The 13,915-nt window shown below is 55.9% G+C and carries 8 protein-coding genes; 5 read left to right on the top strand and 3 right to left on the bottom strand.

The genetic code is table 11. The annotated features are described in order from the left end of the window. Positions 1-32: 32 nt before the first annotated feature. Together rcsC and gyrA are read right to left on the bottom strand one after the other, a co-directional pair. Positions 33-2,894 carry a two-component system sensor histidine kinase RcsC gene (gene rcsC, locus AC2AXP_RS14995; protein ID WP_039991888.1) on the bottom strand — a complete coding sequence of 954 codons (2,862 nt, stop codon included), beginning with the start codon at positions 2,892-2,894 and terminating at the stop codon, positions 33-35. A gap of 295 nt (positions 2,895-3,189) precedes the next feature. Further along, positions 3,190-5,832, bottom strand: a complete 2,643-nt coding sequence (gene gyrA / locus AC2AXP_RS14990; protein ID WP_039991887.1) for a DNA topoisomerase (ATP-hydrolyzing) subunit A — start codon at positions 5,830-5,832, stop codon at positions 3,190-3,192. A gap of 213 nt (positions 5,833-6,045) precedes the next feature. On the opposite strand from gyrA, the gene ubiG reads away from it, so the two are divergent. The 4 genes from ubiG to yfaE all read left to right on the top strand — a co-directional run bounded on the left by ubiG (position 6,046) and on the right by yfaE (position 10,994). Beyond that, entirely contained in the window at positions 6,046-6,771 is a 726-nt protein-coding gene (ubiG, locus tag AC2AXP_RS14985) for a bifunctional 2-polyprenyl-6-hydroxyphenol methylase/3-demethylubiquinol 3-O-methyltransferase UbiG (RefSeq protein WP_004960626.1), read from the top strand. 439 nt (positions 6,772-7,210) lie between these two features. Then, the gene (gene nrdA, locus AC2AXP_RS14980; RefSeq protein ID WP_004960623.1) at positions 7,211-9,499 is read left to right on the top strand and encodes a class 1a ribonucleoside-diphosphate reductase subunit alpha; all 2,289 of its coding nucleotides are present in this window, start codon (positions 7,211-7,213) and stop codon (positions 9,497-9,499) included. 102 nt (positions 9,500-9,601) lie between these two features. Continuing rightward, the gene (gene nrdB, locus AC2AXP_RS14975; RefSeq protein ID WP_004960620.1) at positions 9,602-10,732 is read left to right on the top strand and encodes a class Ia ribonucleoside-diphosphate reductase subunit beta; all 1,131 of its coding nucleotides are present in this window, start codon (positions 9,602-9,604) and stop codon (positions 10,730-10,732) included. Between the two features lies 1 nt (position 10,733). After that, on the top strand, positions 10,734-10,994 hold the full coding sequence (gene yfaE, locus AC2AXP_RS14970; protein WP_039991886.1) for a class I ribonucleotide reductase maintenance protein YfaE: 261 nt from the start codon (positions 10,734-10,736) through the stop codon (positions 10,992-10,994). 241 nt (positions 10,995-11,235) lie between these two features. Here yfaE and AC2AXP_RS14965 read toward each other — a convergent pair whose 3' ends face one another. Further along, on the bottom strand, positions 11,236-12,432 hold the full coding sequence (locus tag AC2AXP_RS14965) for a nicotinamide mononucleotide deamidase-related protein YfaY (protein ID WP_039991885.1): 1,197 nt from the start codon (positions 12,430-12,432) through the stop codon (positions 11,236-11,238). A 244-nt stretch (positions 12,433-12,676) separates the two neighbouring features. On the opposite strand from AC2AXP_RS14965, the gene tyrP reads away from it, so the two are divergent. Next, complete coding sequence (gene tyrP, locus AC2AXP_RS14960) at positions 12,677-13,885, top strand: tyrosine transporter TyrP (protein ID WP_198773454.1); 1,209 nt, start codon at positions 12,677-12,679, stop codon at positions 13,883-13,885. Positions 13,886-13,915 lie beyond the last annotated feature (30 nt).

The following is a 13,915-nucleotide window of genomic DNA, read 5'->3' as shown; positions in this document are numbered from 1 at the left end:
TGCCCTGCCGCCATACCTCTCGCCCTTTCGCCTCAGTCCTGCTGATTATTCTTGCGTACGATGGCTGAATACACCGCCAGCGTCTGTTCCAGGGTTTCCAGCGTTACCGGTTTCGACAAACAATTATCCATCCCGGCTTCGATACAGCGCTGCTTTTCTTCCGCCAGGGCATTGGCCGTGACCCCGATGACCGGCGAGGTGAAATTCATCTGCCGCAGGCGCTGCGTCAGGCGATAACCGTCCATATTCGGCATATTGACGTCGGTCAGTACAATATCTACCGGGTTATGGCTCAACACCCCCAGCGCATCAACGCCGTCATTGGCGGTAATCACCCGATAACCGAGCGACGTCAACTGATCGGACAGCAACCGGCGGTTGATCGGGTGGTCATCAACCACCAGCAGGCGAATATCGCCGTTATCCACCGCGCAGGCCTTGGTCGGCTGCGGCAGCTGCATCAACGTTTTGGCGCTGCCGTCATATACCTCAAACAGCCGGTTAAGCAAGCCGATGGTTTCCCGCGGCGTCGAGGTGCTGTGCATCCAGTAACCGGCACGAGTTTCATTCGACGGGCCAATATGGTCAATGGAAAACTCTATTTGCGCCAATAGCGGCGTGGCGATCTGCAACCCATGATCGCTGAGCAGCACGTCCTGTGCCGTGGTGTCCTGGCCCTGATAGCGCAACAGCGTGGCGCCATAGCCGCCGAGAATTTCCATCAGGTAATTTTCCAACCGCTGGTTACGGATCTCCAGCCACAGGGTTCTGCCCTGCCAGGTATCACTCGGTTGCGGCACCGGGTATTGCGCATCGAATAATGGAATGCGGATCGAGAACATACTGCCCAGACCCGGCTCGGACTCTACCGCAATGTCGCCGTCCATCATGTTGATCAGCTTCTCACAGATCGCCAGTCCCAAACCGGTGCCCTGGAAATGACGCTGCACCCCGGTGCCTACCTGGAAGAACGGATCGAACAGGCGGGAGATTTCCTTTTCGGGAATGCCGACGCCCGTATCGCGCACGCTGAACTCAAGGTAGCTGCCACGCGCCGTGACCTGCAGGATAATGCAGCCGGTATCGGTGAACTTGATGGCATTGTTCAATAGATTGGACAGCACCTGCTGCAAGCGCACCGGATCGCCTGAAATCCGCTCCGGTACGTTCTGTTCGATAAAGCAGTACAACCCCAGGCGTTTCTTCACCACCAGCGGCAAATAGTTGCCGGCAATATGGGTGATAACTTCCAGGCAGGAAAACTCCCGCGGCTCAATCTTCAGCTGTTCGGATTCAATCTTGGAAAAATCCAAAATATCGCTGATGATTTTCAGCAGTAACCCGGAAGAGTTGTTCATGGCATTGACCAGGCGGTCTACGCCCTCCGGCAGCGCTTTGGTCTGCAACAAATCCAGGTTACCGATAATGCCGTACAGCGGCGTGCGCAATTCGTGGCTGACGGTGGCGAGGAACATCGACTTCGACTGGCTGGCCTGCTCGGCGGCAGCGGCCATTTCCTGCAGCGACTCTTCCATTTTGACGCGTGCGCTGACGTCTACCAGCACGCAGATCGCCACATCCTCGTTACGATAACGAGAGTGCACAAAACTGATTTGCAGATTGTTATTGTTGCTGGTCATCACATCAACGAAGTTCGCCTGCTGCTCGCAGATGATGCGCGTAATGCGGTCGCGGTCTTCCTGGGTCAGCAGATTGATATAGTTATGCGCCAGTTCGTTACTGAGGATGTTGGTGCCGTCGCTGATGCGCAGGATGCAGATCCCCACCGGCGCCGATGCGACAATCTTGCGGTTGAACTGTTCATGTTCCTCCAGCCGGAACGCGTTGTCTTCCGCCGGCAGGAACATTTTGCGTTCAAATAGCCACGCCAGGGTAAACAGCACGATAGCCGACAGCAGGTTGAGCAGTATCGCGTTGAGGATCAGCATTTTAAAACGCTCGATCACGCTCTTCACCGGCAAGGCATAGACGATGCTCAGCGACGACGGCGGCAATGCTTTTTTCAGGATCAAATCATGGTAGCTGTCGACGTAGCCAAAATAGGTGTGATCTTCCGGATAATTGGTGAGCGAGGAGGCATAACGTTCGCCGTCGGCCAGGCGCAGCACCGGCTGGTTATTTTCATCCAGCAGCGCGACACCGATCGGCAGACTGCCCGGCGTGATGAAATCTTCCAGACGAATGGTCTGTTCGATACCCAGCAACGCTTCCAGTTTGTTGCCGATATAAATTGGCGTCAGAATATACAGATAACCGACGTCTGAGCGTTGCTGGCTGGGGGTTACCCAATAGATGTTGCTGTCTTTGTCCTGATTTTTGGCGTTGCGGTACTTCAGAATGCGTTCATGCAACGACTTCAGCACATTTTCACGGTCGGTCACACCGCTGCTCTTGCCAAACTCGGCCATGCACAGGCTGTCGCCACCGATGAAAAACACCCGGTTCAGATCGTAGGCGGCAACAAAGTTCTCTTTCCAATATTGAATCAGGCCGCTAAGGGCATCAAGCGAGCTGCGATAGGTGGTGTTCAGCGCACAGTCTGATTCAGGGTACAGCGGGAAGAATTCCGGTTGCGCGCTCTTGCCGGGGAACACGCCGCTGAACAGATCGAGACTGCTGACGGAGCCGTTCAGGCGGTTTTCAGCCATGTATTTGATATCACGTATAATATCAGCTGAATGGCGGATATAGCCCTGTGCCTGATCGAAATTGAGATTGTATTCCTGCCGCAGGTCGGACTCTTTTTCGTGCAGGATATTGAGAATGTAAAACGTGGTGAGCAGCGCGCCCAACGACCACAGCATAATCGCCAGTACCCGAAACAGGTAGCGGGAAATTTTTAACGTAGTACGGAAAGAGGCTAAATATTTCAATCGATTACCATACAAAAGTGAGTGGTGACGAACGCTTGCATCTCACGCCGGGCCTGCGTAGTCAGCCCCGCAATCAAACCCTATCTATCGATATAATCCGCGTGGCAAAGTGGCATCTGCCTGCGCAAACCGCTCGCAGAGCGAGCTGAACGCAGCCCCGCAGGGGTGGGAACAGCGTCACGCCACGCAGCAGGCACGGCCGCGAATGCTGAAAAAGGGCCTAGCATCGCTGCCAAGCCCTTTACTCATGCATGGCGCGCCTGACTCAAAAGCCGGCGCGCATCAGAATACGCGATTACGCGTTTTCATCATCCGCATCGTCAACAACCTCACCGTCGTCGCTGTCGTCCAACGGCGTGCCGTCGTCGATCGCTTCACCCGGTTCGATGCTGTCCAGCTCTTCGTCTTCAACCGGCTCCGCTACGCGCTGCAAGCCAACGACGTTTTCATCTTCTGCCGTGCGGATCAGGGTGACACCCTGAGTATTACGGCCAACCACGCTGACTTCAGATACCCGGGTACGCACCAGCGTACCGGCATCGGTGATCATCATGATCTGGTCGGTAGTTTCTACCTGCACCGCACCGACCACCTGACCGTTACGTTCGCTGACCTTGATGGAGATAACCCCTTGGGTCGCGCGCGATTTGGTTGGGTATTCGGTCACTGCGGTACGTTTACCGTAACCGTTTTGCGTGACGGTAAGAATGTCGCCTTCGCCGCGTGGCACGATCAACGAGATGACGCTGTCGCCTTCACCCAGGTTGATGCCGCGCACGCCGGTAGCGGTACGCCCCATCGAACGCACCTGCGATTCAGGGAAGCGCACCACTTTACCGTTGGCAGAGAACAGCATCACTTCGTTACTGCCGTCGGTCAGGTCAACACCGATCAGCTCATCACCCTCGTTGAGGTTGACGGCGATGATGCCGGCGCTGCGTGGACGGCTGAACTCGGTCAGGGCGGTTTTCTTCACCGTGCCGCTGGCGGTCGCCATGAACACGTGACGCCCTTCCTCATACTCGCGTACCGGCAGAATGGCGGTGATACGCTCGTCGGCTTCCAACGGCAACAGGTTGACGATTGGACGCCCGCGCGCGCCGCGGCTGGCTTCAGGCAGTTGATAGACCTTCATCCAGTACAGACGGCCACGGCTGGAGAAGCACAGAATGGTATCGTGGGTGTTGGCCACCAGCAGACGGTCGATAAAGTCTTCTTCTTTGATGCGCGCAGCCGACTTGCCCTTGCCGCCGCGACGTTGTGCTTCGTAGTCGCTCAGCGGCTGATACTTGACGTAGCCCTGATGCGACAGAGTCACTACCACGTCTTCCTGATTGATCAGGTCTTCGATGTTGATGTCGGAAGAGTTGGCGGTGATCTCGGTACGACGTTGGTCGCCAAACTGATCGCGCACCGCCTCCAGCTCTTCGCGGATCACTTCCATCAGACGATCCGGGCTTTGCAGAATAAAGATCAGCTCGGCAATAAAGTTCAGCAGCTCTTTATATTCGTCCAGTAACTTTTCGTGCTCCAGACCGGTCAGTTTTTGCAGGCGGAGATCGAGGATCGCCTGCGCCTGCTGCTCGGTCAGGTAGTATTTACCATCGCGGATGCCGAACTCTGGTTCCAGCCATTCCGGACGCGCGGCGTCGTCGCCGGCACGTTCCAGCATTGCACCCACGTTGCCCAGATCCCACGGCTGCGCCACCAGCGCAACCTTGGCTTCCGCCGGGGTTGGCGCGCGGCGAATCAGCTCGATGATCGGATCGATGTTGGCCAGTGCAATCGCCAGCGCTTCCAAAATATGGGCGCGGTCACGGGCTTTACGCAGTTCAAAGATGGTACGGCGAGTCACCACTTCGCGGCGGTGACGCACAAAGGCTTGCAGGATGTCTTTCAGGTTCAGCAGCTTTGGCTGCCCCTGATGCAGCGCCACCATGTTGATGCCGAAAGTGACCTGTAACTGGGTCAGCGAATACAGATTGTTGAGTACGACCTCACCCACCGCGTCGCGCTTCACTTCAACCACGATGCGCATGCCGTCTTTATCGGACTCGTCACGCAGTGCGCTGATGCCTTCGACACGTTTTTCCTTTACCAGCTCGGCGATCTTTTCGATCAGACGCGCCTTGTTCACCTGATAGGGAATTTCGTGAACGATAATGGTTTCGCGGCCTGTTTTGGCGTCGACTTCGACTTCGGCACGGGCGCGGATATACACCTTGCCGCGACCGGTACGGTAGGCTTCTTCGATACCGCGACGGCCATTGATGATGGCGGCGGTCGGGAAGTCCGGCCCTGGGATGTGTTCCATCAGCCCTTCGATGCTGATGTTTTCATCATCAATATAGGCCAGGCAGCCGCTGATAACCTCAGACAGGTTGTGCGGCGGAATGTTGGTGGCCATACCGACGGCAATCCCCGATGAGCCGTTAACCAGCAGGTTGGGGATCTTGGTTGGCATCACTGCCGGGATCTGTTCGGTACCGTCGTAGTTAGGCACGAAGTCGACGGTTTCCTTTTCCAGGTCCGCCAGCAGTTCGTGAGCAATTTTAGACATGCGTACTTCGGTATAACGCATTGCCGCGGCGGAATCGCCATCGACGGAACCGAAGTTACCCTGACCGTCCACCAGCATGTAGCGCAGCGAGAACGGTTGAGCCAGACGCACGATGGTGTCGTAAACCGCACTGTCACCGTGTGGGTGGTATTTACCGATCACGTCCCCGACGACACGGGCGGATTTTTTATAGGGTTTGTTCCAGTCGTTACCCAGTACATTCATCGCGTACAGAACGCGGCGGTGCACCGGCTTCAGCCCATCACGAACATCTGGCAGCGCACGTCCGACAATGACGGACATCGCGTAATCCAGATACGAACTTTTCAATTCGTCTTCGATGTTTACCGGTGTGATTTCTCTGGCAAGGTCGCTCATGGAGCTGCTATCCCTCATACTGAATGATTCATCTGCCCTGGCATAGTGCCAAAGGTGTAAAACTATATCACAAAGCAGGCTTTTCGGAAAAATAACCGGCGCTGTTTGCTGGAATTTGTGCATAACCGTGCGCTAAAAACGCATCGGTTGCGACAGCGCCGCGCGGTAACATGTATAATCCGCCGCAAAGAGAACCAGGAGTCCAACACGCTCATGAATGCAGAATCATCCAGCCGCGCACAAAACGTCGACCATCAGGAAATCGCCAAATTCGAGGCCGTCGCCTCGCGCTGGTGGGATCTGGAAGGCGAATTCAAACCGCTGCACCGCATCAACCCGCTACGCCTGAATTACATCATGCAACGCGCCGGCGGCATCTTTGACAAACAGGTGCTCGACGTCGGCTGCGGCGGTGGCATCCTGGCGGAAAGCATGGCGCGCGAAGGCGCCCGGGTCACCGGACTGGACATGGGTGCGGAACCCTTGCAGGTGGCTCGGCTGCATGCGCTGGAAAGCGGCGTCGATGTGACCTACGTTCAAGAAACGGTAGAAAGTCACGCCCATGCCAACCCACAGCAATATGACGTCGTCACCTGCATGGAAATGCTTGAACACGTGCCGGATCCGGCGTCGGTGGTGCGAGCTTGTGCGCATCTGGTCAAACCGGGGGGGCACGTGTTCTTCTCCACCATCAACCGCAACACCAAAGCCTGGCTGATGGCGGTGATTGGCGCCGAATATGTATTGAAAATGGTTCCGCAGGGCACCCACGATCGTAACAAGTTTATCAAACCGTCGGAATTGATAAGTTGGGTAGATGGTACCTCTCTGCGCGAAAAGCACATGATTGGCCTGCATTACAACCCGATTACCGATCGTTTTAAGCTGGGTCGCAACGTAGATGTGAACTATATGGTTCATACCCAGCACGAAGGTTGATGTGCTAAAGGCGGCGCCGGCGCTGGATTTGGCTTATGTTGCCCGACGCCGCCATTAGGAAAAATGCCTAATTTTTCCACGTTCGTTGCAAAAATAGCACGTAAAGGGTTTTTAAGAATATTAAAACAGATCAATATGCCGTTTTTTTCTAACGTTTAAGAAATCGGCAATCGATCATGTTTTTGCAATCGTGCGGAAAATCTTATCCCGCTTATTGACAAGCTTCCGGGGCCAGACACCACGCGCATTGCGAACCAACAGCCACAATTCACCCCCAAGTTATCCACAAAATCGAGCCATTTTGTTCACTTGCAAATAGGCCAGGTTCTCACTATCTTGTTACCTCACCGACATACACCCCCTATATATAGTGTTTACATACTGAGCAGAGCTACTACACTTTTGGCTGGGAACACTATACGGACAGGTAAAACAGCACATGAACCAAAGTCTGCTTGTAACTAAACGCGATGGCCGCAAAGAGCGCATCAACCTCGACAAAATCCACCGAGTCATCGACTGGGCTGCGGAAGGTTTAAACAACGTCTCGGTATCTCAAGTAGAGTTGCGTTCTCACATCCAGTTTTATGACGGCATCAAAACTGCCGATATCCATGAAACCATCATCAAGGCCGCTGCCGATCTGATCTCGCGCGATGCGCCCGATTACCAGTATCTGGCCGCGCGCCTGGCGATCTTCCACCTGCGCAAAAAAGCCTACGGTCAGTTTGAGCCGCCGAAGCTGCATGCTCACGTGGTGCGTATGGTCGAAATGGGTAAATACGATAAGCATCTGCTGGAAGACTACAGCACTGAAGAGTTCGAGCAGATGGACTCCTTTATCGATCACTGGCGTGACATGAACTTCTCCTACGCGGCCGTCAAGCAGCTTGAAGGGAAGTACCTGGTGCAAAACCGCGTCAGCGGCGAGATCTATGAGAGCGCACAGTTCCTGTACATTCTGGTTGCGGCTTGCCTGTTCTCCAACTACCCGCGTGAAACCCGTCTGGACTACGTAAAGCGGTTCTACGACGCGATTTCCACCTTCAAGATTTCGCTGCCGACGCCGATCATGTCCGGTGTACGTACGCCGACCCGCCAGTTCAGCTCCTGTGTGCTGATCGAATGCGGTGACAGCCTGGACTCGATCAACGCCACCTCCAGTGCGATTGTGAAATACGTTTCCCAGCGTGCAGGCATCGGCATCAACGCCGGCCGCATCCGTGCGCTGGGTAGCCCGATCCGTGGCGGCGAAGCTTTCCACACCGGCTGTATCCCGTTCTACAAACACTTCCAGACTGCGGTGAAGTCCTGTTCACAGGGCGGCGTGCGCGGCGGTGCTGCCACATTGTTCTATCCGATGTGGCATCTGGAAGTGGAAAGCCTGCTGGTATTGAAGAATAACCGCGGCGTCGAAGGCAACCGCGTCCGTCATATGGACTACGGCGTGCAGTTGAACCGCCTGATGTATCAGCGCCTGATCAAGGGCGGCGACATCACGCTGTTCAGCCCGTCTGACGTACCTGGCCTGTACGACGCGTTCTTTGCCGATCAGGACGAGTTCGAACGTCTGTACACCCAGTACGAACAAGACAGCAGCATCCGCCAGAAGCGGGTCAAAGCGGTTGAACTGTTCTCGTTGATGATGCAGGAACGCGCCTCTACCGGCCGTATCTACATTCAGAACGTTGACCATTGCAACACCCACAGCCCGTTCGATCCGCAGATCGCGCCGGTACGTCAGTCCAACCTGTGCCTGGAAATCGCCCTGCCGACCAAGCCATTGGATGACGTGAACGACGAAAACGGCGAAATCGCGCTCTGTACGCTGTCCGCCTTCAACCTGGGTGCCATCGACAGCCTGGACGATCTGGAAGAACTGGCGACCCTGGCGGTACGCGCGCTCGACGCCCTGCTCGATTACCAGGACTACCCGATCAAGGCCGCTTACCGCGGTGCGATGGGCCGTCGTACGCTGGGTATCGGCGTGATCAACTTCGCCTATTATCTGGCGAAGAACGGCGTGCGCTATTCCGACGGCAGCGCCAACAACCTGACGCACAAGACCTTCGAAGCGATTCAGTATTACCTGCTGAAGGCCTCCAATCGTCTGGCGCAGGAACAGGGCGCCTGCCCGTGGTTCAACGAAACCACCTATGCCCAGGGCATCCTGCCGATTGATACCTACAAGAAGGATCTGGATGGTATCTGCCAGGAGCCGCTGCACTACGATTGGGAAACGCTGCGTAAGGAAATCCAGGAAACCGGCCTGCGCAACTCTACCCTGTCGGCGCTGATGCCATCGGAAACCTCTTCGCAGATTTCCAACGCCACCAACGGCATTGAACCGCCGCGCGGCCACATCAGCATCAAAGCGTCGAAAGACGGCATTCTGCGCCAGGTGGTGCCGGAATACGAACGTCTGAAGGATGCCTACGAACTGCTGTGGGAAATGCCAAGCAACGACGGTTACCTGCAGTTGGTCGGCCTGATGCAGAAGTTTATCGACCAGTCGATTTCTGCCAACACCAACTACGACCCAACCCGTTTTGCGGGCGGCAAGGTGCCAATGAAGCAGCTGTTGAAAGACCTGCTGACCACCTACAAGTTTGGTGTGAAAACCCTGTATTACCAAAACACCCGTGACGGCGCGGAAGACGTGCAGGAAGACATGCTGCCGGCCAAAAGCGCTGATGACGACTGCGAAAGCGGCGCCTGCAAAATTTAAGTTTTAACGCTAAGGGCCGAATGTTCGGCCCCTACACTGTTTTCCACGTAGGGGTCGACGTAATCCGGCCTGTCTCTGTGTGGTTTCAAAGGATTCCGGCTTATGGCTTACACCACTTTCTCTCAGAATAAAAACGATCAGCTGCTCGAGCCGATGTTCTTCGGCCAGTCGGTCAACGTGGCGCGTTTCGACCAGCAGAAACATGAAATTTTTGAAAAGCTGATCGAAAAACAGCTGTCCTTCTTCTGGCGTCCGGAAGAGGTAGACGTTTCCCGCGATCGCATTGACTATCAGGCGCTGCCGGACCACGAAAAACACATTTTCATCAGCAACCTGAAGTACCAAACGCTGCTGGACTCGATTCAGGGTCGTAGCCCGAACGTCGCGTTGCTGCCGCTGATCTCGATTCCCGAGCTGGAAACCTGGATTGAGACCTGGTCGTTCTCGGAAACCATTCATTCTCGCTCCTACACTCACATCATCCGTAACATCGTCAACGATCCGGCGCTGGTGTTTGACGATATTGTCACCAACGAAGAGATCAAAAAACGCGCGAAAGACATTTCCGGCTACTACGACGATCTGATCGAAATGACCAGCTATTACCATCTGCTGGGAGAAGGCACTCACCAGGTGAACGGCCAGAGCGTGACCGTCAGCCTGCGCGCGCTGAAAAAGCAGCTTTATCTGTGCCTGATGAGCGTTAACGCGCTGGAAGCCATTCGCTTTTACGTCAGCTTCGCCTGTTCGTTTGCGTTCGCCGAGCGCGAACTGATGGAAGGCAATGCCAAAATCATCAAGCTAATCGCCCGTGACGAAGCGCTGCACCTGACCGGCACGCAACATATGCTGAACCTGATGCGCTCCGGTGCCGATGACCCCGAGATGGCCGAAATCGCCGTTGAATGCCAGCAGCAGTGCTACGATCTGTTCGTCCTGGCGGCCCAGCAGGAAAAAGAGTGGGCGGAATACCTGTTCAGTGGCGGTTCGATGATCGGCCTGAACAAAGACATCCTGTGCCAGTACGTCGAGTACATCACCAATATCCGCATGCAGGCGGTGGGACTGGGCGCGCCGTTTAAAACCCGCTCCAACCCGATCCCGTGGATCAACGCCTGGCTGGTGTCCGACAACGTTCAGGTGGCACCGCAGGAAGTGGAAGTCAGTTCTTACCTGGTCGGCCAGATTGATTCTGAAATCAACGCCGACGACCTGAGCGACTTCGAACTGTAAGATGGCAACGCCAACCGTGACGCTGCGTACTTCCGGTATGCAGCTGGCCTGCCCAAACAGTGAACGCTGCCTGCTCGAGGTGCTGGAACTGCATGACGTACAGGTTGAATACCAATGCCGTTCCGGTTATTGCGGCGCCTGCCGTCTGAAACTGGTCAAGGGTGAAGTGGCATACCAGCAACAGCCGCTGGCGTTTATCAACGACGGCGAAATCCTGCCCTGCTGCTGTATGCCGCTGGTGGATATCGAGCTGGAAATCTAATCGGCTGGGGGCCTGAAACCGCGCCGAAGAGCAAAAGGCGGGGTTGCCCCGCCCTATGCTTTATCTGCAGCCCCATGCTGTTTGAAGTCAGTCTGGGGCTTTTATCTGCCTGCCTTGTCACACCATGGTCAAGACCAACAGTCTCCCGCATCCGCCAGCCGAATAACAGCATTACCCCACAACGAATACTCCCTATAATATTGTGATTTATAAGTGATATTTCAGTATTATCAACAATACCCTATTCGATGGTTTCCACAATCTCCAACCAGCCGTTTTTGCCGCAAACGGGCCCGCCGGCCAGCCAGCGACGCAGCATGTCCAGCGCCAGCATCGCGACCGATTCCTGGCGTAAACGCAAGCCGTGGCGCGACGCGCGATAACGCACGGTTTGGCCAAAACGGCCCTGCGACGTATACAGTGCGACGCTGACCTGTTCACCCTGCATGGCGCTCACCGCCAGCGTCAACGGTGCGCCCGTCAGTTGCGCCAACGACTGCGCGCGTGCCAATAACAACGCCAGGGTTTCGCTACAGTAATCCGGCAGCAGTTCGCCGCCGGCCAGCGGAGCGCCGGCACTCTGTAACTGCAGATTGATCAACCCGGCGCTGAACTGCTCGCTTAACGCCAGTTTCAAGCCCCGTTGATGCAACTGCTCGGCGAGCAACGCCGGCAGACCAACGGTACCTTCGAAGATGGTGTTATCCCCTGCGACCTGACGCACGCGCTGCCAGGCGCTCTCCATCGCCGCACGCTGCGCAACCGGCCCGGTCAACTTGAGTTCGATTATCGGGCTGGACGAGCGATACCCCAGCACCACCTCCGGCGGCAGCGGCATGCCGTCCAGTTCGGCAGCCAGATCGCTTTCAGAAGTGCCAAAAGTGGTCAAACGCAGGCACAGAGGCGGTTCCGGTAAGCGAAACCGTTGCTGTAGACGCGGTAAAATCTGCTGTTCCACCATCACTTTAAATTCCGACGGCACGCCGGGCGTGAAGAACATCCAGCATTTGTTCAGTTGCAGCGCAAAACCACAGGCGGTGCCAACGCTGTTATCCAGCATCTCGGCATTGGCCGGGATGTGCGCCTGCTTGCGGTTGGACGCGGCCATCGGGCGTCCCCGCTCGGCAAAGAAGGCCTCCATGCGGGCGATCCATTGCGGCTGCTCAATCAGCTCAACGCCGGCCGCCCTGGCTGCCGCCAACGCGCTGAGATCGTCACTGGTCGGCCCCAGCCCGCCATTGACGATCAGCACGTCGGCAATCTGGCTACGCTCCTGCAAGGTTGCGATCAGGGAGGAGAGACTGTCCCCGACCGTTTCACGCCCAGTCATCGGCAGCCCTTGCTGAAACAGATAATCTGCCAACCAGGCAGCATTGGTATCAATAATTTGTCCATGCAGCACCTCATCACCGGTGCTGAGCATTTCAACCCTTAACATTGATCTCTCCCACATTTTCTGGTCATTCCACTATAGAAGCCTGTAAATAACTTTTCACCGTTGGAGAGGGTTTTATTGCTGCATAACGCATTTTTTTGCGCTGGCGTGCCGCCCGCCTGATCGTAACGATAACTGTACAGTATGCGTAACGCTCATTTGACACAAAATCACCGTTCAACTATCCTGCCGCACACTGAATTGATTACCTATAATTTTCCAAAATCATTGGTTGGTAGAGAAAAACGTGAAGAATCGCACTCTTGGCAGTGTTTTTATCGTGGCAGGCACCACCATTGGCGCCGGCATGCTGGCCATGCCGCTGGCAGCCGCCGGCGTCGGTTTCGGCGTCACCCTGGCTTTACTGGTCGGGCTATGGCTGTTGATGTGTTATACCGCTTTGCTGCTGGTTGAGGTTTATCAGCACGAGCAGGCCGATACGGGCCTTGGTACCCTGGCGAAGCGCTACCTGGGCGGCGGTGGACAGTGGCTGACCAGCTTCAGCATGATGTTTCTGATGTATGCCCTGACCGCGGCCTACATCAGCGGAGCGGGCGAGCTGCTGGCTGCCAGCCTCAGCCAATGGACCGCGTACAGCGTCCCGGCATCACTCGGCGTGTTGTTGTTCACCGTGGTGGCGGGCGGCGTGGTGTGCATTGGCACCCATTCCGTCGATCTGTTCAATCGCATTTTATTCAGCGCCAAAATCGTCTTTCTTATCGTCATGCTCGGTCTGATGCTGCCGAATATTCACCAAACCAATCTGATGACTTTACCGTTGGAACAAGGACTGGCGCTGTCGGCCATCCCGGTAATTTTTACCTCGTTTGGCTTCCATGGCAGCGTACCGAGCATTGTTAATTACATGGGCGGCAATATCCGCAAGCTGCGCTGGATATTTATCGTCGGCAGCGCTATCCCGCTGGTCGCCTATATCTTCTGGCAGTTGGCGACGCTGGGCAGCATCAGCTCCGATACCTTTGTCGGTATCCTGGCGCAGCAGGCGGGCTTGAACGGCTTGTTACAGGCGGTGCGTGACGTGGTAGCCACGCCGCACGTTGAGCTGGCGGTGCATCTGTTTGCCGATCTGGCGCTGGCAACCTCGTTCCTTGGGGTATCACTGGGGCTGTTCGATTTTCTGGCCGATTTGTGCAAGCGCCAGGATAATGCCCGCGGCCGCTTGCAGACCGGGTTGATCACCTTCCTGCCACCGCTGGTGTTCGCGCTGTTTTACCCGCGTGGCTTTGTGCTGGCATTGGGGTTTGCCGCCATCGCCCTGTCGGTATTGGCGCTGCTGCTGCCGTCGCTGCTGGTGTGGAAAACCCGCCGACAGCATCAGGCGCGCTACCGTGTCTGGGGGGGAACCCCGGCGCTGGCGGTGGTGTTTATCTGCGGCATCACCGTCATCGCCATTCAACTGGGCATCGCCAGCGGCATGCTGCCCGCCGTCGGCTAGAGAGAAAACCGACGTAAAAAAGGCGCGAAA

The sequence above is a fragment of the Serratia sp. Sp408 genome, from assembly GCF_057180665.1.
The sequence above is the reverse complement of the archived record's forward strand: the minus strand, read 5'-3'. Positions and strand labels throughout refer to the sequence as shown.